Raw genomic sequence first — 20,897 nt, forward strand, 5'->3', positions numbered from 1 at the left:
CTTCCCCTCAGCTCGGCGCATTCATTATGTTGTGATACACATTTGGCCAAGATGCTGTAGGTGAAGATTTATAAGCATCTTGAGCCCATTGTTTTGCGTTTGCGCTGTAAGTACTAGGGTTGAATATCACCGCAAGATCTCTAAATACAACGGCATGAACGTCTGCACCAACACCCTCCATTTTCACCAATGCACTAGCGAATACACTTGGTTCAAACGTGCCCCAAGCAGCTTCTGTGTACTGTCTGTGCGAAGCAAGCCAGTTCAACAACTTTTTCGCATCAGATTTAGTTGCTTCATCCCCTGTTTCCAAGGCGACTAGGATGCATCGCTGCAGATTGTTAACATCCTGCGCAACGAGCCCAGGAAGGTATCCAATAAAAGCGTTCCCCTCCCCCAACTCCCCAAGATGCTGCCAGCCGTGACACAACGAATCGACGGCGCGCAAGTTATCTTTCCGTACGTCTTGGTGGTTATGGTTAATATTGTGAATTTCCAAAGTTTGCGAAGGAAAACCACAGAAGAAGCACCGGTGTTTGCTCTCACGAAGAACTTCAACCCGCAATTCTAGACTCAACGATTTTTTATTAGGCTCAGTAGCAGTTGGTTCTTTATCACCCCAAACCCTTGCTTTAGTTGACAAGTTCATACCGGGTAGTGCTGGACGTTCGAAATTTCGACCGAGCGTAGCATCGGGGACTACCATGTCTGGCTGATTATCTGCGCTGCTCATCAAACCTCCAAGGCAGTCTATAAGACTGCCTGTTGCTGCTGTTGGTTAAGGTACGACGCCTTGTTGACCAGCATCGATACCTACAGTCTCACCTGTAGCAACCATCATGAAACCAGTTGCGCCTAGTGCCGCCCCGCCTAACATAGGCCCCCAGATTTGAGTACCTGTAACTCGGCTGTTCTCGCCTTGCTGGGTTTTTTTCCACATATTCATGCCACCATATCCGGCACCACCAAACCCTAGGACAGCGAATATTTTGCCTAAGCTTTCTTTCATCGAATCGCCCTGTTCTGCTCCCTTTTTGCCCATGTCAGCCCAGCCATCTGCATGTGCTTGTGCAGCAAACATGGTTGCCATGGTGATGCCGGCACTTGCCAACATGATGCGACGCTGTACTGGGTGCTGATTGTATTCGTCAGTTTTGGTGATCAGGTGTACGTGAGCTTTACGTACAACATCACCGACTATCTCGAAAGGATTCATTTTCATAGCAACGCTCCGTTTGACTTACCAGTAAAGTTTGAATGTTTCTTGAAACGCATCAATCATCTTGTCTACGTGAACCAATCCCGCACCCGCAATCAAGTGAGTTAAAGCACGCCAGACTAGATCATCTGCACCGTTGGAAGACTCTCCATCAATGCTTGCCTTTTTTAAGAGCAGTAGTCCCTTAAAGCAGCAAAAGCCACCAGCAAGACTTGCTAGTGTCAGAACAGCATTTACGGCTTCTTTGAACTCACCGAACTGCTCCGCTCCGCTCCAGGAGATTGCGCCGTAGTTCGCTTGACCGCTGGAAAAGGTCGTCCAGACAGTTCCAATTGTTCCCGAAAGGTTGAAAAGCATGGCCCCGATGATCATCACCATCATGGTGCCGCCAGCAGATATTGGGCGTCGGCCTGGTTGAATACTGGCGAGCTGCATCTTGCGAAGCACCGAGCCTGAGTACGCGAAGCCGACCAGCGCTCCGAGGCTCCACAGTAGGCCCCACATCACTCCGGTCAGCGAATTAGCTGCCGCAATGATCATGCTCGCGAGATCCATACCTTACTCCCTACCGGATCACGCCGAGGTTTGTGACAACCTGGCGGGACACTGGATCTATGCGAAGAACGCGTATGCCGTCGAAAGCATCACCGACCTGTACAACGATTGTTCGTTGGTCATGCGCCAACCACGCTTGATCGGTATAAATGGTGTTGATGCTATATCCAGTCAAAGCCTTGGATGTTGTGACGGCAGGGACGGCAGGCTGATTTCGCGTCGCCTGGATTCTCTCCTTGGCCTTGGGAGGAGTATCAGATGGGCGTGACTCCAGCATTGCAATTTTTGCCTGAAGCTCACGAACCTGGCCCTGCAGCTCGGAAGTGATTTTGGCAAATGTCTCTATTTGGCCTTGAACCTGGATCAGCTCAATCTGTTGGCTGACTGGCGGAATTGTCCTCACAGGTTCCTCAACCGGTTGGACCGGTTTTTGGCGTTCATACGAACCGTACTCAGCTTGTGTGTTTTGGGCCCCAAACTGTTGCCCTTGTGTGATCGTAGAGTTCGAGCGGAACAACTTAGGTGCGAAGATCCAGACCGCTGCTACGAGTGCAAGCACAACAAAGAAGTGCCATGGCTTCACTTTTTCTACAAACGAATTCAAGTTCCTTTTTGGCAAAGAGTCCTGCTCCAGTTTCGAATCCGGCTCCGGTTGAGCAACGCCTGCTTTTGGGGCCGGTGATGCAAATACATCAATATCGGCCGCTGTCTGTGTCGTCATGTTGGCATCCTTTCAGCGCTGACTCAGTAGCGAGTCGAGTTCATTGTGTTGGGTTGGCCAAGGCCAGGTGTAAAGCCCGGATACCCGCTGCTCATACCCTCTTGATCACCGCTGCCAGTTGCGCTAGGTGACAAGCGATATTGTTGCTTTGGCTGTCCAGCAGGTTGACTCAGGGTATTCAATTCATCTTTCTGATTTGCTTGAATGGCATTTTTGTCCAGTGCATCACTAGCCATCACAGGGCCGATGAACTGAATACCGATAGTCGAGCCCAAAGGTCTAATAACTTGCTTTTGAGGCATGTTTGCGCCGTCATTTGCGAGAACCTTGCCTGCTTGCTGGCCAATACCACCCGCAAATGTACCTGCTACAGCCGCACCGTTCGGTGTTTCTGGATAGGTCGAAATGACTGCACCTTGGCTGGTGATAATATTTTGAGCGCTACCTTGCTCATAAAGTTGACCTGTCTTACCGATTGCAATAGCAAGTGCTGGGAGGATAATTCTTTCGAAGTATCGGTTGTTTACTTCGCCGGAGAGTGCGGTTCTCATGCTGTCTGGATCAACGGCTTTTGCGCTAATTTTATATGAGTGTCCCTTCCACTCCATGTAGCTAAACGTCATGTCTACGGTTTCGTTTATACGTTTGTAGCCCATGGCGAAACACACTGCACCTGCGAATGGCCCGGTTGCGATCTCCGCACGTACCATCGAGTTTTCGTCAGTGTCGATCTCAGTCTTGAGAATAGACGGGGCAAGAGTAAACCCTGGTACTACCACTACGTCGGGATCTTTTTGACTCGCGGCCCCATTAGCGCCGCGTTGATTGCTTGCAACCGTGCCGCCCGCACCAGCCATAGATGCTGGCATGATTGATTGAGCATAAGCAGATGGGGTAAGAGTGGCGTCTTCGCTCGACTTACCCAACCCGTGGGGCTTCTCTCCCCACGCGGACATCAAACCTTTTACCTGCTCAGCGATTTGTTTGTCGTACTCTTTGTTACGAGTTACGACTTGTTGTTGTTGCTGGGGTTGTTGGTAATAGTAATTAACCTGCTGAGGTTGCTGCTGCTGTCCTGAACCAGGTGTGACCGGTTTAACAGACTGTGCAGACATCACAGACATGTACGAACCACCGTTTGATTCGGCTTGTTGTGCGTTTGCTTGGTTATATCGGTTAAGTACCTGACGGTATTGTTCGCTTTCTTCTGTTTTAGTGCCTTTAGCGTCCGTCGTGATACCCCGAACGGAAGAATTACTTGAATTGTGATTTTGCAACCAGGTATACGCCAGATAGCCGCCACCAATGACCACGACAGCTACTACGGCTACGATAACCTTGGTTTGGCGACCAATATCAGCTTGAGTACTCATATGGACCTCAGTTGATGTCTAGTTGGAGGGTAACTGACTGGCCCATTTGAGACAGGGTTACGAACGGAGTTGCTGGAAGCCGATAAACTTTGGTTCCATCTCCTGAGGACAGACTTTGATCAAACGCTGTTTGAATATCTTGCTGCGTACGCACGAAGATGTCGCCGTTGTATTGCCACACTTTTGTGTGCGTTGGCACGTCCCCATGTGCCACCACTGCTCGGGCATCCTTGGGTGGAATTCCGTCAAGAAAGGCCTGAAGGGTGTCGTCATATAGAGCGATTTTACCTGGCCCCATCAGCGGTGCTTTAGCGTAAGGGCCTCGGCCGGGTATCCGTACGTCCAAGCGAGCATCCACGATTCTGGATTTCTCGCCTTCACTGTCAGGTTCACCAGTCACGAGTTTTATGACAACTGGTGTCGTCGCGCCTTGTAGAAATAGAGCGATATTTCCAGATTCGTAGGAGGATGTCGTTGAAACCACAACTACGTGCGAACCCTGCATCCACTCTGCTGTGAAGATGTCATCTCTGGAGATCCGTGGTGTGATTGCCAAAGGCCAAGGTGCCCCTGTTGAGTCGAGGATAACCAAGTTCGATATCTCACCAGGCATTACACGTAACACTGGTAGTGACGCGCCCGGGCTTAGGTCGACAGAGACACTCGTGATTCTCGGGATGGCTCTCACAGGCTTATACGCCTTCGCCTTCCTCGTGTTCTCAAGGCTTCCCCGCATTTCGCGAATTTGTTCTGGAGCGAATGGAGCTACAACTTTCATAGCTTCATTAAAATCCGCTGAGCCCTCTGGAGCGTCCAAGGGAGGCATGGGCGCAACACCATTCTGCTGCGGTTGAGGGGCAGCATTTTGCTGCGGTTGAGTTGGTGCCTGACCCTGTGGCTGGCCACCTACGGCGTAGTTCGCAGCGCCGTAGTTAGTTTGCGGAAATGCATTTTGCATCTGCGGATTAACATTTGCATTTGTTTGGCCAGGCTGCGCAGGAAAATTCGCGGGGGTGCCCGGGCCTTTCACTTGCACCCATTGTCCAGGAACTGGAGGTGCTGGTTGCTGTTGCTGTTGCTGTTGCTGTTGCTGTTGCTGTTGCTGTTGCTGCCCCGGTTGCGGTTGCTGCATTGATTGTTGCTCGGCTCCAGGGAGCATTGCACCGCTTTGCGGAGCTTGAGCATCTTGCGCAAACGCTGTGTTGATTGCCAAGACAAGCATCGGCACTACAAGCTGAAATGGTTTCATATTGGTCCTCCCTTACCGGGGCTTGATGACGATGTTGTCAAGGGCCACGCCTACAAGTGAATCGAGTGTTGGAATCCGAGTTACAGTCACGAGAGCAATGAAGTTCTGAGCGGGTTGTTCAGTTACCTGCCCGGTCAGCTTGATCTCGATTGGAAGCTCTACCTTTCGAACCCAGATGTTATCGACAAGCCGGTCACTAACGATCACGCCTGTACCTGCTGTGACAGTCATGTTCATGCGCTTGGTCTTGATCGAGTCCAGGTATCCGCCAGCTTCGAGCTGTTCCAGGAATTGCTTAAAACCTTCGCGAGTCCAATCAGCACGAGCGTCCTCCAGCTGGCCGCGGTACTGCTGAAAATTGATGGTCAGTGAGCGGTTGATCGCATCGCGAGCGAACTGGATTACGTCTGCTGATTTCAGGTATGGCTCTGAAAGTGGTACCAGACGAATCACGCGCGTCCCATCAGCTGCAAAATATTGACGATCAGGATGGACCGCGAACCAACCGAGCATTCCATTGAGTGCTATTGATGCAACGAGACCCCATGTCAAAACCATGTTGGACTTCGCAAGGGAGCCCGAAATGTTGCTGAGGCGCTTGCGGTCTTTTTGCTCCTGAACCATCGGGTCAATAGCGTCAACGTTCTGGTGCAGCGTCTTCACGAGATTGAGCAATTCTTTCTCATATTCCGTGCGACCTTCTTCGTTGCCGGCGCCTGCTGCAGCTTCGCGCTGAACGTCCGATGTAGGCTCTCGCAATTCGGTCATTAAATCCCCTCCGTTTTCCGTATTCTAACCATGATGCGGAATCGGTCAATAGCTAATGTTCAATGTTGACAGCCTTAAATCAGGGCTCGCGCACAGAACGGCCTTCTCAAGGTGACTACGATACGGAATTGCCATTGATGGCACATTGCCGGTAAGGCGCCGGTTTGGACATTCGTATATCACCGACGTTTCATTAGAGGAGTCGTATATCGCCGACATTTATCTTCGCTTGGAGGCGACAAAACCCCCGCGTAATAGGGGTTTGATCGCGGGGAGCCGGGGTATTAGGGGGGGAGTGGCTTGCCAATGCTCTGGAAGGGTGTTTTGAGGGGGTTTCGTACATCGGCGACAAAATTTATTTGCCTGTGGATAGGCTCGTATATCGCCGACACCTCAGGTCGTATATCGCCGACGCTTTCGTCGTATATCGGCGACGCCCCTTTCGTATATCGCCGACACACGGTCAACCCCGAGGTTAAGAACCACGCGGCCTGTAGCGATCATGAGGTATGCATAACACGCGCACGTTGCTTTACAGATTTAACAAAAAAAAAGATTTTATAACTATGTGGAAAATGCTGGAGGCCACGTCGCACGCGGGTTCCAGAGGGTTGACGTAAGCTTTTGCAAGCTCTAGCCTTCGCCGGAATCTAGAACCACAGAAGTGTTTTTTTAAGAGCCTTTAGGGATATGTAGACCCCCCTCCCCTCTTTTCCGTGGATGCCGTTGGCTTCTAGAAACCAAACAAACCACTCTGAGGAGATCGGCCTTTCGGGCTGAAGAACAAGAGTACGAACAAGCATCCTGGCAAACGCCGGGCAAAAAAAAGAGCCTTCACGTCTCATCCTGGCAGATAGTCGACGTGAGGCTCACCGATTAGGTAGCTCGATTATGGACACCTGCGCCTTTGCGTGCAAGGTACACCGCGATTTTTATCGCGCTGAAATTACCTTGCTCCTCAGTACGGATAATCTGCTTTGAATCAGGGTAAACCTGGTGCTCTGCAGACGCCTGTCGACCCACGTTTTTTCGTTGCTGATACAGCCCTCAACAGAGTTTTTGAGGAGGCTTCGTATCTGGCCAGATGCAGCGACAATAAAACGGCTATGCGAGTGCGTCCCCGCGAGCACGCAATTCGCTATCCCTACATGCAGGTAAATCGCCTAGATCGAGTCTCATGGCTCATCTTCGATCTGGATCACGCTAACTCCCTAATTTGGGACGATGCCGGTCTCCCACCTCCGAACCTGATTGTCCGCAATCGTCATTCAGGCTCTAGCCACCTCTACTACGCGATCATTCCGGTTTGTACCTCGGATAGCGCCCGGGACAAGCCAATTCGCTATATGAAAGCCATTTACAAGGCTTTCGTTGACCGGCTGAAAGCTGATCCTGAGTATCATGGTGGCCCTGTCGCTAAAACGCCGGGGCATCCCTGGTGGCATACGAGGGAATTACACGGCAACGTCTATGAGCTCGCCGATTTAGCAGAGTGCGTTGAGCTTGAACCGGTTACCCCATGGGGCAAAGGGCCGGATATGGATGCCGTGTCGCATTCTCGGCACTGCATGCTGTTCGAGAACCTCCGTTTTTTTGCATACAGCATTGTCAACAACGAGCGCGAGCACGGTAGCTACGAGCATTTCATGCAGCGTCTTACCGCACATGCCCATAACAGCAATCAGTTTGGTGGCCGTGGTGCCTTCCGTGACGACTTGCCCCTGTCCTCGATCCGATCCACTGTCCGATCAGTCGGCCGTTGGACCTGGAATCGCTACACAGGTAACAGCAGATGTCATAGGGGCGTCATGGAGCTGGACAAGTCTACTCCCCTCGCAGAGCGGCAAAAGCTCTCAGCAAAACGTACCCATGAAGTACGTCATAAAGCCACAGAATCCAAAATCCGCGCTGCGTGCCGTTCTCTGCATAGCCAGGCTAAACCTTTAGCGATCGCTGCCATTGCCGCCCTATCAGGGATCACCAGGCAGACGGTGGCCAAGTACCGACATGTCATTAACGAGACACGCTCGAATGTTGTTGTTGCGCTGCAACCGCCCCTCACGACGTCGACCCCTGCAGTACCGAAAACGCCAGGCAGGTCGAGCCAGGTGAGCAAAGTGATGTGTGTTAAGCATGGTGCCAATCAGATACCTGCTGGTGGGGTTTCGACCCCTAAGGGGGAGAAACCCCACCAGCTCGCTTTGATTGATCCTTTGATTGTCTCAAGTGACAGTTCCTAACCGTGACAGGGAGTGTTTCGGCACACTGAGCACCTTGATCACCAGAAACATTTGTCTTTGTTAGGTTTGCGTATGTACGTACGTACGTACGTACGTATGTTTGGTACCATAATCCTATGAGTTTCGTCACGACGCTCTCCTGGCGGCTACCAGGTAAATGTTCTAGGAGCAGGTATCATATGAACCAGTTACAAATGGGTTTGTTCTTTGATGAATCCAGTGTCGATATCGCTGTCAGCGAATCTGGATCTTGGAATTTCCCCTCTTTCAACCTCCGTGAGTATCAACGGCTTGTTACCGAGGCTCGGGCACACATTTCTTCCGTTCCACAAGAATTGATGCCCTTCTTTCTTCTTGGTGTTGAGGCCAGTGAGCAATCGCTGTCCCAAGCATCCACCGATGATCTGCGGCCTTCTCAGTGGCGCGCTGTTGCGCACTTTAATGACAGCATGTGGCTCGAATTGAACGTCGTGGCAACAAGCTTTGAAGGTTCAGGTGCGGAGTGCAAGGTTCGTACTGCACCTCGATCCAAGGTGATAGGCGTCTATGTGGAAGGTGTAGGTTCAATCATCGTTCACGGATGGTTGAGTACCGGTGATTGCCGCTACTGGGCCGAGTTTCTGCCTTGGCGTTCCTGTTTTTTCCGGCCCAGTTTTCGTGACGGCGTTTCTGTCATTCCTGAGGTGTACTGCAGGTGGGAAAATGCCGTGTCATGTATGCAGTTCTCCTCAGCGGGCGACAAGGTTCCGTCTGTCCCCACAGTGAAGGTAAACGGCCGTGAGTATGTCGTTACCAGCGCGGTTTACAGTCGAGAATATCGTGAAGGCGAAGCATGGGCTTTCGTTCGACTTCGCGATTGGGCAGGCCCGAGCTTTACCTATGACCAGAACATCAAAGAAATGGAGGCTGGAAGGAAGGAGCGTGGTGATCAGCGTGGTACTTTGGCTAAAATCCGCGGAGAGATCTGTGTGCTCTCCGAGATGGTCATTTTAGCGGATCACTCATCTTTATAGATCTGAGGTAAAACAAAGCCCAGACGGCGGCTACCGATCTGGGCTTCTACCAGGGTGAACTCGTCTAGGAGCGTCTGGATTCTTCCATGATAGCGATTCCCCGACGACACCTCAACAGAGTGCGGCTGCACGGTCCGCCATTCAGTTCCCATGTAGACTGCAGTGATCCAGAGAAGAAGATTTAGCTATGAGTGATGAAGGCGAAAAGAAACCCAAACGCGGCCGTAAACCGAACCTGGTCCCTTACGTTCAGACGGACATGTTCCAGGCCAATATGGTTGAGTGGCCGGTGAAAGACGACCTGGCCAGTATGGAGTTTCCACTTTTCTCTTTGTCCACAATTCCTGATACCGCCATCCGCGAGTATCACCAGCCAGGTACCAACAAGCGCGTACGAATCATTCCTCCCGTAATCGGCGCCGCAACGGTTTTCGATAAAGATCTGCTGTTGTTTATCGGATCCCAAATTATCGAAGGTCGGAAAGCGGGTTTGCCGATTTCAAACACGGTCAAATTTGACTCTTATGATTTTCTCATTGGCACAGGTAGGGAGCCAGGAGGAAATGCTTACGTGAACATTCTGGACATGCTCCGGAGGCTCAAGGGTACGCAGATCGAGACAAACATCGTTACCGGTGGCGAGGAGCAAACCAAGGGTTTTGGCTGGATACATGACTACACCATCACCAAAAAGACCGGGAACGGCAAGGGTGTTCTTGAAGGCATCGTTCAGATATCAGATTGGATGTACAAAGCCCTCCTCCACTATGAGGTTTTGACGATTGACCGGCGCTATTTCGCTTTGAGGATGCCCCTAGAGCGTCGTTTGTATGAGCTTGCTCGCAAACATGTTGGTAACAAGCCAATTTGGAAGGCAGATATCGTGCTAATGCAGCAAAAATGCGGTTCTACGCAAGATCTGCGTTATTTCAGGGCTGATGTGCGCAAGATCATTAAACGTGACTCGTTACCTGATTACAGAATGGCTTTGGATACGAGCTGTAAGCCTCATAAGATCGTGTTCTACACCAGGAACACCAAGCTTTTGTCTGATGAGCTGGTCGCCTCTGACAAAGCTGCTTGGTTTGAAACGCTGGAGCGATTTAAGCCCGCTTAGTCGTATATCGCCGACATTTAGGGGCTGCAGATGCAGCCTTTTTCTTTGTTCATTGTTTACATACGTACGTACGTACGTATAATGAGCTGGCAGCTTAATCGAGCTGCACCCGGCGGCTACCGGGGAAGAATGAAGTCTAGGAGTCTGCAAATGAAGCGTATACCACTGCGATCTGTTGACCGTGATGACACCCAGCACCTGCAAGATGAAATTGAGAAACTTCAATCGGCTCAAAACGTCATGCTGGAAGCGAACCGGGCTTTGGAACTGGGTGATGAGCTAACCCTGATTCGTTTAGGGCTAGACCCTGCTCGAATCGCAGAGCTAGAGCAGCGTCACCTAGCTGGTAAAAAGGGGTTTCCGGACTATGTGATTCGCAATCTATCCCACACCATCCAGCAGCTGCAAGATTACCGTAGAGCATCTGGTCAGCACCGTTCCGACAAGGAAGAGCAAACTGAGTAAACAGTCGTACTTCGTGTACGTACGTATGTATTTGCGTACGTGCGTACATGTATAATGGCTACTTGTGATCAGTCAATTTTGAGGAACATGTATGAAGGCTCAACCATCCGCTGCAACCCAAAAGGGTGAAGCCCCTACCCGATCCCATAAGACTATTAGCCTTCGTACAGATTTCAACGAACGCTTGCGCGACGAAGCTCATAAGCAAAAAACAACAGCTTCAGCGCTCATTGAAAAAGCCCTGGCTGAAATGTGGGGAATCCAACAATAAATTCTGGCCTATCGGTTTAGATTCAGTTGTATGCCCAAATACTCAAAGCTTGAGCGATACGACGGGCTTTCGGGAAATGTCCCGGATCCTGTTATCGCTCAGATGGCTGGAACCACTACTGAAGCTGTCCGTGCTCGAAGAATCAAGCTCGGCAAACCTGCGTACTCCCCTCCCCCTCCTCACCAGGATGCCCTAGCGCTCCTTGTACCTTTTCTTGGCGTCTACCCCGCCACAATGCTCGCACGTGCGGCTAAAGTTCCTCTTCAGCAAGTCTCAAAACTCATCCAGTCCTTAGGAATAACACCGTACCAACAACCTCGACCCGATATTGCGGCTTACGATCATATGCAGGGTAAGCAACCGGACCAGGAGCTTGCAGACATCATTGGGTGTTCAAAAGAGGCTGTCAGGCAAAGGCGTGTCCATCTGGAAATCGAGTCTTATCGAGACATGATTAGACGAACAACCAGAACAGCAAAATAGATCGAAATCTCTAGCAGTGTTGCTACTAGCAACAAATGTTTAGATACGTACGTACGTATGTACATGCGTACGCATTTGGGTTAAAATTCTCTCCACGAATTGGTGACAGTGGCGGCTACCACTGTGCTGCTTTGAAAAAGGTCTAGGAGCGATTTGCATGGGTTCTGTGTACGAATTGGATTCATTGGTATCGGCATTTCAAGAATCACAAGCTTTAGAAAATTCACTCGGGGTTCACCATCTTTTCGATCATCCATTGAAGGCAGATGTAGTCCGCTTGGCTGATAAGGTCCAGGGGTTTATGAAGCCCGCGCACGCCCGTGACCGTATAGAGGGATGGATTGATCATGCTAGAAGCCAAGCTGCTTGCAGGGAAAACAGTGACAAAGTGTGCTCTCGCTTTTCGATACCTCAGGTGAATGGTCTCGGCCTTGGGAAGAAGCCGGCTACCAGGTCTACCGCTTTGACATTCAAGACAATCCTGAGCTCGGTGACGTGAACAACTTCAATGTCGAGTTCTTCATAGAGTGGTTCGGCGATTTCTACGGCCTTGAGGTATTCGCGATTCTTGCCGCTTGTCCTTGCACAGACTTCGCTCGTTCAGGCTGCAGACATTTCGGTAGTAAGGATCTGGATGGCCGGACCAAAGCCTCCGTCCAACTCGTTCACCAGACCCTTCGGTTAATCGAATACTACAAACCAGCATTGTGGGCTGTAGAAAATCCAGTTGGCCGTATCGAAAAATTAGGAGGGCTCCCGGGATGGAGACTTTCATTCGATCCGTGCCACGTTGGAGATCCCTATACGAAGAAGACCTTGATCTGGGGTCGTTTCAACGCAGACCTTCCTGTTGCACCGGTCATGCCTGTTGAGGGCTCCAAAATGCATCTCAAGTACGGAGGCCGGAGCCTCGCGACAAAAAACGCAAGAAGCGTAACCCCCGAGGGATTTTCGTACGCTTTCTTCATGGCAAATAACCAACTTGATAACCCTCAATTTGCCCTACGTGCGAAGTACGATCGTCTTTCGTCGCGGCTTTTGGGCCAGGCCATTGAGGCGGGTTTGAAACCTCATGAGATCAGCGAGCTCATCGACGACGCATACCTCATGGATCTTGACGACAACAAGGCCCACTTGCTGCTGAGCAAGGCTGTGTCTATGCGCGGCGTTAACCTAGACAGCTTCGTGGATAAAGGCGGGCAGGTAGCAATGAGCTTTTAGAGCCGGTTCGTTCTTGCCCGCTTTGTTGCTGGGCAGAGCGGGTTTGTTGCTACTAGCAACAAGGCGGTTCAGCTCGAATGGCTTAAAACGTTAATATTCCTGAATTAGTCTGTTTACAAGCCGTATTCATGAACTATAATCAATTCTCAACCTACAGAAGGGCATTTACATGAACTCAACCGAAGAATCTCAGCTGGAGCTACAGAGTTTTGTTGACTTTGGAGGCTTAACCTTTTCTCCGCAGTTTGCCGCTGAGTGCTTTGGGCTGACGACCAGGCGACTGAAGGACATTGAAGAAGAGAATGGTGTTGAGATTCGTCGTGTACCTCGTGGCACCTCTACTGCACGGGTTTATGGACTCGCCGATCTATTCGCTATCGCAGCCCTACGTCGACGCTTGGGACATTCGAAAGGTCTTTCGCGCCAAATCGTTGCTTCGACATTTGTACCGAAAGGCGGCACAGCTAAAACAACTACGGCTGTGAACCTAGCTCTGTCTGCTCAGTTCGCAGGCCTGAAAACGCTGATCATCGACAACGACCCTCAGGGCGACACATCCAGCATGCTGGGCTACGACCCTGATTTGGGGCCGGAGGACCTGACCGAGATGGGTATTCCTCAGGACCGACTCGTAGACGGCCACCTCGGCAATCTGATCAGTCCCCTGTTGCGGATGCGTGCATTCGATCCGAAAACCCTTGATGAGGTCATCAAGAAGCCATTTGGTGAGGATGGCATTCACCTGATTCCTGCGGATTCCTACATCGAGGATTTGGGTGTTGCCCTGGACGCTTCTAACAACCCCGATATGTGGTATGCCCGTTGGATTGAACAGGCCAAAACCGGCCAAATACCTGGCTGTGATCTTTCGAGCTATGACCTGATCATCTTCGATAACGCCCCTGCCGGTTCCCGACTGACTAAAAATTCAGTTGCAGCTAGCGACTTACTTCTGTGTCCGATTCGAATGGACAAGTTTTCATTCCGCGCTCTTCTTCGGCTGAACGATTGGTGCGCCCGATTTGCACGGGAATACAGCTACGCACCTAAATTGCTCGCGATCCCGACGATGTTTATCCGCAATCGCCCGTCTCTAATCAATAATCTTTTCCGTCTTAATGAGCTTTTTCCTGGCCGGGTAACGGAAGAAAAAATCTATGTCTCTGAGGAGTACGCCAAGTCACTGGATGACGGCATTCCGCTGCTTCTGTGGAAAGGGGCTACCTCAAAAAGTCTTGGTCCAGTCCGAAGCGTACACCGGGAAATTCTCAACAAAATCCGGGAAATTGCTTCGGCCTGAGTTGTTGCTAGTAGCAACAAAAGAGAACCCGTGTTGCTACTAGCAACACTGAATGTTGGAGATGCAGCACATGAAATCAAACGATTACCCTGGAAAACCTAAAACTGGCGTCGTTGGCCTTCGCAAGCCAGCAGAGATTCCAGAAGGAACTCCATCCAGCGCGCAGGGGAGGGCAGCAATGCTCCAAATGCTGGATGAAAAGGCCCAGGAGCCATTGGTTGGAGAGTGGATAGGTAAAGACCAATCCCTAGAGGATATTGACGTCTCAAGCGTCGATGTATCGCCATACCAGCCTCGGATGATCTTTGACAAGGTGGCTATCTCGCTACTCGTGGAGTCAATACGTGAAATTGGACTGGGTAAACCAATTCTTGTAAGACCTCTTCCAAACGGCAGACATGAGCTCGTAGGCGGTGAGAGGCGTTGGAGAGCTGTCACTATCTTGGGATGGGACAGGATACCGGCTGTTGTGAAGCCAATGAGCGACGACATGGCAATGTTGCTCGCACTGGCAGATAACGAGCATGAAGAGTTGACTGACTATGAGCTTGCTCGTAGCTACGACCGCTACCTTCAAAATGGTAATGATAAGAGCCAAAGCGCCATTGCACGTCGCTTGGGGATCAACCGTTCTGTAGTAAGTCGGTGCCTGGACCTTATGAAGCTCCCGACTTCGATACGCCAAGTACTTGATCAGCATCCGGGACTGATTACTGCCAACTACGCTAAAAAGTTCGTGGATTTAGCGGAGCAGGATGTTCACATCGTCGAGAGACAGGTGCTGAGCATGGTCGAAAAAGGTACTAAGCAGGAACAAGCACTCCGCCAGATTGCCGTGAAAATTGCTGCATGTTCTAATCAAGGTCGTCCGGCATTTGTTCCGCGCCCAGTAGCTGGAATTGGAACAATTAAACTTTCCGGTCAAAAGCTAGAATTGAAGTGTGAAAAAGGGATTGATCCAAACTTGCTATTGCAGGAGTTTGAAAACTTTTTAAATAAATTTGATCGAAGCAAACTTGCCGCAAAGGAAGCGGAGTAGGGCATATGACTAAAGGGATAACAAGAATGAAAGCGTTATTGGAACATCTTGCATGTATAGCCGCAGGAGGAGCTCTGCTTTTAGGTTTGTTGTTTTACCTGGAGCACCGAAAGGAAGCCATAGCAGCTGTAGATGATGAGAGGCATGATCGTTGCCTCAAGGAGGCTTTGAATCCTCCTCCTCCATTCAAGCACAGCTTGGATTGCGTAGGATGGCAGCGCATAAGGTCTGATATCCCCCTTCCTGCGCAAGGTTGAAATGATATGGGAACACAGACGCGAATGCTGTTTGGTGACGAAGCAGATGCTCATGCCTATTGGGCAACGCGGGAATGGAAAACATTTGCGGTAGACCTTGTTGCGGGCTCGGGCCCAAAGCGCAAGGTCATCCACACCATGTATGTACGTGCCAGAGACGAGGATGGAGCAAGGATGTGCGCAAGGAAGAATGATGTAGCCCGGACTCCGAAACTCGCCTACGTGCCGAGGCTGGCCGGCCCCCGTGAGCTTGGCTGCACGGCATCGTAAGTTAGAGCGGCTGTGAAATGTCCGTCCTAAGGGTGATCAACTACCTGCAGCTCACCTTCCACAGTTGGTTGAAATCCGTCATATAGCTCGGGCTGAGGTAATCTCTGCGCATACCCCATTCGGGTTCTGCTGGAACAGCTGCAGTGCGTAGGCATTCCCGACCCCAGCGCCGGTTAACCTGGTCCATAACGAGCATTAAGGCCTCAGACCGCGCTGGCTGATTGATCGTGAACAGATCATCAGTGAATTCCCCTCGACGACGCAAATCGATCAGAAGAATCTCAGCTTTGCTGTACCTCATCCCCTCCCGAAAGATGGTTTCTAAACCTCGAAGCGCAGCGCCGGTCAGTACGCGAGTATCATCTGTAGGGTAGGGGAGGGTACACGTGATTCCCTGAGCGTACTTTGGATCATCGCCGAAGAAGGAGGTCTGTATGGACACTCTCAGGACGGTGCACAGTGATTTTTGAGCCCTGAGTTTCCCAGCTGCTCGATGCACGTAACTGGCGACAGCCTCACGAAGCCCTTGCAGAGTGGTTACACGCTCACCAAAAGATCTACTACAACAGATGGATTGTTTTGGTAATCCAACAGGCTCAAGGTCTAGGCACTGTTCCCCATTTAACTCACGGATCGTACGCTCCAGGACAACGGAAAACTTTTTTCCAAGCACTCGCGGGTCACACTGCGCTAACTCCCAGGCAGTTGTTATGCCCAGAGGTTGGAGGTTGTCTTTCATCCGCCGCCCGACCCCCCAAACCTCTTCCACCGGCATACGCCTCAGGAGCCACTCCACGGCCTCCTTGGAGCGGAGGTCTACGACGCCACCAGTTTTGGCTTTCCACACCTTAGAGGCATGCTGGGCTGCTTTAGCGAGGGTTTTAGTGTGCCCCAGGCCAATGCCAACGGGGAGCGCTGTCCACAGCAGAACACGGGCTTGAATTGCCTTCGCTACATCTTTTAATGGCTCGGGCAAACCATCAAGTCTTACGAATGATTCGTCGCAACTATAGGCCTCAACGGCCGGAGCAAGTGAGGAAATAGCTAAAGAAAGCCTGTGACTGAACTCGCCATATAAAGTGTAGTTACTGCTAAAAACTGAAACATCGTGCTTTTCGATAAACGTTCTGATCTTAAAGAATGGTTCTCCCATTTTCAAACCCAGAGCTTTTGCTTCCTTACTTCGAGCGACTATGCAACCATCTGAGTTACTTAGAACAACAACTGGTTTGTTTTTTAATTCAGGTCTAAAGATGCGTTCTACGCTGCAATAAAACTCGTTGACGTCAACAAGTCCAAATACAGGCTTACATTCAACACGCATGTTGGTTGAAATTCCATGTTACAACGCCGAATGTAGTTATCTCAGAAAAGTCTGTTTGTACGAGTGGAGGAAAGTCCGGGTGTTCAGACGCCAGTAACCATTTCCCACCTTCGTGAAGAAGTCGTTTAACAATCGGTTGATTGTCAACGTAAGCGAGAACGATGTGGCCAGACATAGGCGTAATTGTCCTGTCAACCACCAGGCGGCAACCATGCAGGATGCCAGCCCCTGTCATGCTGTGTCCTTCCACCTGGACGATGAACACGTGAGGAGCGCGAATATTGAGCAGATCGTCCAGCGAGATTGGCGCCTGGTAGTAGTCAGCGGCTGGATTGGGAAAGCCCCCGGCCGCCGTCCCAGAAATGAACTGCAACGGTAACGTTGACGGGGTTAGGTGGTGGATAGCTGCTACGTTCATAGGATCACCAAGCACTGTTTTTATATACAGTAAACGAGTGAAGGCAATCCCACCAGTGGTTGGCCGACCGAAGGAGTAGGGCAATCACATTACTTTTACGTACGTACGTACGCATGTGTATAATCTAAAAATAACCAGACGAAGGATCACACATGACTAAGTTTGACGGTTCAGTAGGCGACGCTTTACCAGATCTTATGGCGGATTCACCGTTAGGAGCTGGATTTTTCACGACTGCTGCAGAGGCGCTTGCGGTACGTATTGCTTTGGTAGCTAGGACGCTGCCCATACTTCATAATTCGAAATCTGATCGAATCAGATACGTTTTGCATTTTAGTGAAAACACCCAGATTGAACACTTTGATGAAATTTCATCCCAGTCGTGGGCTAACGTCATTAGCGCTGGTCTTGAAAATGTAACGGCGATCACAAGTTTAGATACCCCACAGGATTACAAAGCACTGTACATCCTCCGCGTTGGGTTAGCAGATGATGAAACCTGTTTAGAAGAGTGTTCTTTCTTCTGTGATCAGCCTCAGTTGAACTTCAAAGCAGGCTGCTATGAATTTTCATTGTGTAGCGCAGTTAAGAGTGGCGATTTTGGAAAGATTCTAATTTCTTTGTCACCAAGTGGGGATAACTTTGTATGACTATGATTGATGTTGGCTCTATTAAAGTCCATTTAGACGCTGCCCATGAGGCACACAAGAATTATATGAATCAGCCGAAACATCTTGATGATGCGCCTCTATCAGGGGTCAATCTTGAGGATTACAAGCGACAGAGTTCTCTGTTGTTGGAAGCGTACAATGATGCTTGCCGAGCCCTCTTCACGGCTCTTTCTACTGCGGTTAACAAGGAGTGCTAAATGGCTACTCAACCTGAATTCTTGGCCGTGAGACATAAATTGGACTCCGCTGGCTTCAATGTACCTCTCGATGCCACTCGGGGTGAGCTCCTACAAGTGCTCCAGGACATACGACGTGCTGATCAGCAGCAAGAGGAGTTTGTCGATGAGCTACGTGACTTGATGGAAAGTGGCGGCAGGCGCGATGACCAACTGTTTGCTGCCTGGCTCGGCACGGTGCACGTGGAGCTTGTGAAATTGGGCAACGATTCCCCTGAGATCGACACGGAAGAAAATGTTAGCTGGTTCTATGAGCGCTTTGAGACCGAGTCAGCCGCCGGATCCGCGGCTAACAGTTGGGCGTCTAGATCAAGTGGGCTGTAATCGATGCACAGGTGACAGGCTGGCAGGTGTGGCGGTCGGTAGGTGACAGGCTGGCAGGTGTGGCGATCGGTAGGTGACAGGCTGGCAGGTGTGGCGATCGGTAGGTGACAGGTTGGCAGTTGTAACAAGACGCGATGTGCTCGGATTGTAGAAGGCTTTAAATTGAACTATAGTTAATTATTGTAGACAAATAATTAACTATAGTTCAAAATATACTCATTGAACAAACCAATGAGGAGTGTCTTTATGAGTATCCCGCAAGCCATATTCGAAATGCCGGCAACGTGGACCGGAATGGTTCAGATCCGTGGCTGCACAAATGAAGAAAATGGAGTTGAAGAGTCGGTCGACTGTGAAGCTGAATTCTTTGGAGTGTATGCACAGACCGCTGAGGGACTGCACATGTGGGTTGAGGATTGCGACACCAGAGATCAGGCGAATGACCTCGCCAAGTATCTAAAGTCGACAATTTGAATCAATGGCCCGGTCATCCGGGCCTTCAACCCGAGGTGAATCATGATCCTTACAAACGACCGCTCCAAAGACAACGAAGACATAGGTGTGCTGTTTCATGCACTCATAAGGTACGTGGAGTTTAATGCAGAGAAGCTGGATCGATCCCTTGTATCTGTAGGGTATGGCAACCTCTTAGATCTGGCCAACACAGCGGCTGAGAGCTTGGCGCAGCACTGCTCTGACGAGGGCGAGGACTGGGACGGAGTAGTATGGTTCGAGCGGCTTGAAGACTCCAGCAATGATGGCCTCGCAGCGTCCCTATTGAATCGCATGACTGACACCACGACTGTGGTGCAAAAATGGCTACGGACGTTAAGTTAAACCCTCATGGCCAGTGCGCTGGCCCTGTCGAAAGGTTTCTTTCATACAGACGGTTTTCGACAGTAATCATTTCAATGATAGAGATTGGATCTGAACATGAGTGAAGCAGCTACCCAGCGCTTGTCCCCAGTAGAGTTCAAAGCCCTGTTTAGACAGCGCGGATGGACCGGAAAAACCCTTGCTTTGCGGTGGGAAGTATCAGAAGCCTGGATCAGCAAAATCCTGAAAAATCCGGATCGAGCACCCCATTGGGATGATGCTGTACGCGGCCTTCCAGACGCAGAAAATTGAACTATAGTTAATAAAATGCTTGCGGTAAAATTAACTATAGTTCAAAATGGCCTCACTGAAACGGAAAAGTGAGGCCAATGAAATGAACTACACCGCCACCTATAAAGCACCTTTAGGGGCCGGTAAAACGGTCTACGGATTTGAGGTTGAAGTGATTGATCTACGTAGGGGATGTAAGCCGGAACCCCAGAAATTTCCGTCACCCTAGTTGGGTGGGCTCAACACTCGTGTCACCAGCTACCTTCTGGAGAATCGAGCTCGGCCATCCCTCCCTGGACGGGCATCGCTCGACGATGTTCAACGGCTCCCTCACGGGGCCGTCGTTTTGTGGGGGCTATTCCATCCACAAGTCGTCGAGGTTCTTGAAGTTCCAGAGCGTCGGGTCTTCGGGGCCAGTGATACTGTCCTTGCAACTCGTGGCCGCCAGGTCGATGGTCTGCATCGGGATCGGCTCTCTCGAGCGTAGCGAGAAGAACACGCGAACCTTGGGAGTCAGCAGTGATTCCATTCCCGGCTCAACGACAACGGCCAGACGCTGAGAGGACAGGCGAACCAAGGAGCCGACGGGGTAGATGCCCACGGCCTTGACGAAGGCGTGGAAGATGCGTTTGTCGAAATGGCCCTCCCACTTGGCCATCTGCCGCATCGCCGCGGACGGGTCCCACGGCTTTTTGTAGGCTCGCTCCGACGTCACGGCATCATAGACGTCGCAGATTGCGCCCATGCGGGCCAGGAGTGAAATGGCGTCACCGGCCAAGCGATCCGGGTAGCCGGTTCCGTCGATCTTCTCGTGATGGTGCAGGGCAATGTCCACCACCCCGGGCTCGGCCCCGCCTGCGCGCAGCATCTTTGCGCCCTCCACAGGGTGGCGCTTCATGATGGCGAACTCGGCATCGGTGAGCTTGCCTGGTTTGTTAAGCACTTCCAGCGGCATCGCGGCCTTGCCTAGGTCGTGCATCAGTCCGCCGATGCCAGCCAGGCGCGTTTGCTCCTCGTCTAGATCGAGATGCCGGGCCAGCGATAGCATCAGGGCGCAGACGGCAACCGAGTGCAGGTAGGTGTAATCGTCGTGCGTTTTGATGCGTGCGACGCTGATGAGGGCATGAGGTTGGCGCAGCACCGAGGCAGCGATTTCTCCGACCAGCGGCAACGTCGTGCTTGGGTCGACGGCCTTGCCAAGCCGGGCTTCCTGGAACATGTCCATGACTTGGGACTTGGCCGCAAGACAGAGTTTC

Annotated in this window: 24 protein-coding genes; 14 read left to right on the plus strand and 10 right to left on the minus strand. The window is 51.0% G+C overall.

Annotation, left to right across the window (positions count from 1 at the left end):
• Positions 1-7 precede the first annotated feature (7 nt).
• From AB4P91_RS27420 to AB4P91_RS27450, 7 genes are read right to left on the minus strand one after another with little or no spacing between them, the layout of a single operon-like run.
• Complete coding sequence (locus tag AB4P91_RS27420; RefSeq protein WP_106118751.1) at positions 8-733, minus strand: HNH endonuclease; 726 nt, start codon at positions 731-733, stop codon at positions 8-10.
• Positions 734-778: 45 nt separating this feature from the next.
• On the minus strand, positions 779-1,222 hold the full coding sequence (locus AB4P91_RS27425; protein WP_106118750.1) for a DUF6750 family protein: 444 nt from the start codon (positions 1,220-1,222) through the stop codon (positions 779-781).
• 18 nt (positions 1,223-1,240) lie between these two features.
• Positions 1,241-1,774 carry a conjugal transfer protein TraQ gene (gene traQ, locus AB4P91_RS27430; protein WP_106118749.1) on the minus strand — a complete coding sequence of 178 codons (534 nt, stop codon included), beginning with the start codon at positions 1,772-1,774 and terminating at the stop codon, positions 1,241-1,243.
• Positions 1,775-1,784: 10 nt separating this feature from the next.
• The gene (locus tag AB4P91_RS27435; protein WP_106118748.1) at positions 1,785-2,495 is read right to left on the minus strand and encodes a hypothetical protein; all 711 of its coding nucleotides are present in this window, start codon (positions 2,493-2,495) and stop codon (positions 1,785-1,787) included.
• A 23-nt stretch (positions 2,496-2,518) separates the two neighbouring features.
• A complete protein-coding gene (gene traO, locus AB4P91_RS27440) occupies positions 2,519-3,868 on the minus strand; it encodes a conjugal transfer protein TraO (protein WP_122433182.1) in 1,350 nt (449 codons plus the stop codon).
• 7 nt (positions 3,869-3,875) lie between these two features.
• Complete coding sequence (locus AB4P91_RS27445) at positions 3,876-5,117, minus strand: DotH/IcmK family type IV secretion protein (protein WP_258178631.1); 1,242 nt, start codon at positions 5,115-5,117, stop codon at positions 3,876-3,878.
• 12 nt (positions 5,118-5,129) lie between these two features.
• On the minus strand, positions 5,130-5,885 hold the full coding sequence (locus tag AB4P91_RS27450) for a DotI/IcmL family type IV secretion protein (protein ID WP_016355671.1): 756 nt from the start codon (positions 5,883-5,885) through the stop codon (positions 5,130-5,132).
• A gap of 977 nt (positions 5,886-6,862) precedes the next feature.
• On the opposite strand from AB4P91_RS27450, the gene AB4P91_RS27455 reads away from it, so the two are divergent.
• The 8 genes from AB4P91_RS27455 (at position 6,863) to AB4P91_RS27490 (ending at position 15,034) form a co-directional block, all read left to right on the plus strand.
• A complete protein-coding gene (locus tag AB4P91_RS27455) occupies positions 6,863-8,125 on the plus strand; it encodes a replication initiation protein (RefSeq protein WP_106118747.1) in 1,263 nt (420 codons plus the stop codon).
• A gap of 179 nt (positions 8,126-8,304) precedes the next feature.
• Positions 8,305-9,138 carry a hypothetical protein gene (locus tag AB4P91_RS27460; RefSeq protein ID WP_122433181.1) on the plus strand — a complete coding sequence of 278 codons (834 nt, stop codon included), beginning with the start codon at positions 8,305-8,307 and terminating at the stop codon, positions 9,136-9,138.
• A gap of 187 nt (positions 9,139-9,325) precedes the next feature.
• Positions 9,326-10,255 (plus strand): replication initiator protein A, encoded by a 930-nt coding sequence (locus AB4P91_RS27465; RefSeq protein WP_055001373.1) that lies wholly within the window; start codon positions 9,326-9,328, stop codon positions 10,253-10,255.
• 150 nt (positions 10,256-10,405) lie between these two features.
• Positions 10,406-10,720: a hypothetical protein gene (locus AB4P91_RS27470; protein ID WP_004666716.1), complete on the plus strand. Its 315-nt coding sequence runs from the start codon at positions 10,406-10,408 to the stop codon at positions 10,718-10,720.
• A gap of 91 nt (positions 10,721-10,811) precedes the next feature.
• Complete coding sequence (locus AB4P91_RS27475; protein ID WP_004666715.1) at positions 10,812-10,991, plus strand: hypothetical protein; 180 nt, start codon at positions 10,812-10,814, stop codon at positions 10,989-10,991.
• An 873-nt stretch (positions 10,992-11,864) separates the two neighbouring features.
• Positions 11,865-12,695, plus strand: a complete 831-nt coding sequence (locus AB4P91_RS27480) for a DNA cytosine methyltransferase (RefSeq protein WP_233100708.1) — start codon at positions 11,865-11,867, stop codon at positions 12,693-12,695.
• A gap of 169 nt (positions 12,696-12,864) precedes the next feature.
• Positions 12,865-13,995, plus strand: a complete 1,131-nt coding sequence (locus AB4P91_RS27485; protein WP_106118780.1) for a ParA family protein — start codon at positions 12,865-12,867, stop codon at positions 13,993-13,995.
• Between the two features lie 70 nt (positions 13,996-14,065).
• Positions 14,066-15,034, plus strand: coding sequence for a ParB/RepB/Spo0J family partition protein (locus tag AB4P91_RS27490; protein ID WP_231503401.1), 969 nt, complete (start codon positions 14,066-14,068; stop codon positions 15,032-15,034).
• Positions 15,035-15,601: 567 nt separating this feature from the next.
• On the opposite strand, the gene AB4P91_RS27495 is transcribed toward AB4P91_RS27490, so the two are convergent.
• Complete coding sequence (locus AB4P91_RS27495; protein ID WP_122433179.1) at positions 15,602-16,885, minus strand: Y-family DNA polymerase; 1,284 nt, start codon at positions 16,883-16,885, stop codon at positions 15,602-15,604.
• A complete protein-coding gene (locus AB4P91_RS27500; RefSeq protein WP_016355661.1) occupies positions 16,875-17,303 on the minus strand; it encodes a LexA family transcriptional regulator in 429 nt (142 codons plus the stop codon). The genes AB4P91_RS27495 and AB4P91_RS27500 overlap by 11 nt, the downstream gene beginning before the upstream one ends.
• A gap of 152 nt (positions 17,304-17,455) precedes the next feature.
• On the opposite strand from AB4P91_RS27500, the gene AB4P91_RS27505 reads away from it, so the two are divergent.
• From AB4P91_RS27505 to AB4P91_RS27530, 6 genes are all read left to right on the plus strand, one after another.
• Positions 17,456-17,953 (plus strand): hypothetical protein, encoded by a 498-nt coding sequence (locus AB4P91_RS27505; protein ID WP_146136094.1) that lies wholly within the window; start codon positions 17,456-17,458, stop codon positions 17,951-17,953.
• Entirely contained in the window at positions 17,950-18,171 is a 222-nt protein-coding gene (locus tag AB4P91_RS27510; RefSeq protein WP_122433177.1) for a hypothetical protein, read from the plus strand. Before AB4P91_RS27505 ends, AB4P91_RS27510 begins: the two co-directional genes overlap by 4 nt.
• A complete protein-coding gene (locus tag AB4P91_RS27515; protein ID WP_106118793.1) occupies positions 18,172-18,534 on the plus strand; it encodes a hypothetical protein in 363 nt (120 codons plus the stop codon). It begins immediately after the preceding gene.
• A 246-nt stretch (positions 18,535-18,780) separates the two neighbouring features.
• The gene (locus AB4P91_RS27520) at positions 18,781-19,008 is read left to right on the plus strand and encodes a hypothetical protein (RefSeq protein WP_122551789.1); all 228 of its coding nucleotides are present in this window, start codon (positions 18,781-18,783) and stop codon (positions 19,006-19,008) included.
• A gap of 42 nt (positions 19,009-19,050) precedes the next feature.
• Positions 19,051-19,371, plus strand: coding sequence for a hypothetical protein (locus tag AB4P91_RS27525; RefSeq protein ID WP_106118795.1), 321 nt, complete (start codon positions 19,051-19,053; stop codon positions 19,369-19,371).
• Positions 19,372-19,467: 96 nt separating this feature from the next.
• Positions 19,468-19,662, plus strand: coding sequence for a hypothetical protein (locus AB4P91_RS27530; protein ID WP_106116925.1), 195 nt, complete (start codon positions 19,468-19,470; stop codon positions 19,660-19,662).
• 334 nt (positions 19,663-19,996) lie between these two features.
• Here the strand turns inward: AB4P91_RS27530 and AB4P91_RS27535 are convergent, their stop codons facing one another.
• Positions 19,997-20,866, minus strand: a complete 870-nt coding sequence (locus tag AB4P91_RS27535) for an HD-GYP domain-containing protein (RefSeq protein ID WP_223198360.1) — start codon at positions 20,864-20,866, stop codon at positions 19,997-19,999.
• Between the last annotated feature and the right edge of the window lie 31 nt (positions 20,867-20,897).

This window comes from Pseudomonas sp. B21128 (genome assembly GCF_044218865.1).
GTDB classification, from domain to species: domain Bacteria; phylum Pseudomonadota; class Gammaproteobacteria; order Pseudomonadales; family Pseudomonadaceae; genus Aquipseudomonas; species Aquipseudomonas iridis.

What these genes read in the sequence shown, in the direction of transcription:
- AB4P91_RS27515 (WP_106118793.1), top strand. Translation starts at nt 18,172, where the DNA reads ATGGCTACTCAACCTGAATTCTTGGCCGTGAGACATAAATTGGACTCC.
- AB4P91_RS27425 (WP_106118750.1), bottom strand. Translation starts at nt 1,222, where the DNA reads ATGAAAATGAATCCTTTCGAGATAGTCGGTGATGTTGTACGTAAAGCT.
- traQ (WP_106118749.1), bottom strand. Translation starts at nt 1,774, where the DNA reads ATGGATCTCGCGAGCATGATCATTGCGGCAGCTAATTCGCTGACCGGA.
- AB4P91_RS27475 (WP_004666715.1), top strand. Translation starts at nt 10,812, where the DNA reads ATGAAGGCTCAACCATCCGCTGCAACCCAAAAGGGTGAAGCCCCTACC.
- AB4P91_RS27470 (WP_004666716.1), top strand. Translation starts at nt 10,406, where the DNA reads ATGAAGCGTATACCACTGCGATCTGTTGACCGTGATGACACCCAGCAC.
- AB4P91_RS27495 (WP_122433179.1), bottom strand. Translation starts at nt 16,885, where the DNA reads ATGCGTGTTGAATGTAAGCCTGTATTTGGACTTGTTGACGTCAACGAG.
- AB4P91_RS27500 (WP_016355661.1), bottom strand. Translation starts at nt 17,303, where the DNA reads ATGAACGTAGCAGCTATCCACCACCTAACCCCGTCAACGTTACCGTTG.
- AB4P91_RS27420 (WP_106118751.1), bottom strand. Translation starts at nt 733, where the DNA reads ATGAGCAGCGCAGATAATCAGCCAGACATGGTAGTCCCCGATGCTACG.
- traO (WP_122433182.1), bottom strand. Translation starts at nt 3,868, where the DNA reads ATGAGTACTCAAGCTGATATTGGTCGCCAAACCAAGGTTATCGTAGCC.
- AB4P91_RS27510 (WP_122433177.1), top strand. Translation starts at nt 17,950, where the DNA reads ATGACTATGATTGATGTTGGCTCTATTAAAGTCCATTTAGACGCTGCC.
- AB4P91_RS27520 (WP_122551789.1), top strand. Translation starts at nt 18,781, where the DNA reads ATGAGTATCCCGCAAGCCATATTCGAAATGCCGGCAACGTGGACCGGA.
- AB4P91_RS27450 (WP_016355671.1), bottom strand. Translation starts at nt 5,885, where the DNA reads ATGACCGAATTGCGAGAGCCTACATCGGACGTTCAGCGCGAAGCTGCA.
- AB4P91_RS27445 (WP_258178631.1), bottom strand. Translation starts at nt 5,117, where the DNA reads ATGAAACCATTTCAGCTTGTAGTGCCGATGCTTGTCTTGGCAATCAAC.
- AB4P91_RS27435 (WP_106118748.1), bottom strand. Translation starts at nt 2,495, where the DNA reads ATGACGACACAGACAGCGGCCGATATTGATGTATTTGCATCACCGGCC.
- AB4P91_RS27525 (WP_106118795.1), top strand. Translation starts at nt 19,051, where the DNA reads ATGATCCTTACAAACGACCGCTCCAAAGACAACGAAGACATAGGTGTG.
- AB4P91_RS27485 (WP_106118780.1), top strand. Translation starts at nt 12,865, where the DNA reads ATGAACTCAACCGAAGAATCTCAGCTGGAGCTACAGAGTTTTGTTGAC.
- AB4P91_RS27530 (WP_106116925.1), top strand. Translation starts at nt 19,468, where the DNA reads ATGAGTGAAGCAGCTACCCAGCGCTTGTCCCCAGTAGAGTTCAAAGCC.
- AB4P91_RS27505 (WP_146136094.1), top strand. Translation starts at nt 17,456, where the DNA reads ATGACTAAGTTTGACGGTTCAGTAGGCGACGCTTTACCAGATCTTATG.
- AB4P91_RS27465 (WP_055001373.1), top strand. Translation starts at nt 9,326, where the DNA reads ATGAGTGATGAAGGCGAAAAGAAACCCAAACGCGGCCGTAAACCGAAC.
- AB4P91_RS27460 (WP_122433181.1), top strand. Translation starts at nt 8,305, where the DNA reads ATGAACCAGTTACAAATGGGTTTGTTCTTTGATGAATCCAGTGTCGAT.
- AB4P91_RS27490 (WP_231503401.1), top strand. Translation starts at nt 14,066, where the DNA reads ATGAAATCAAACGATTACCCTGGAAAACCTAAAACTGGCGTCGTTGGC.
- AB4P91_RS27535 (WP_223198360.1), bottom strand. Translation starts at nt 20,866, where the DNA reads ATGGACATGTTCCAGGAAGCCCGGCTTGGCAAGGCCGTCGACCCAAGC.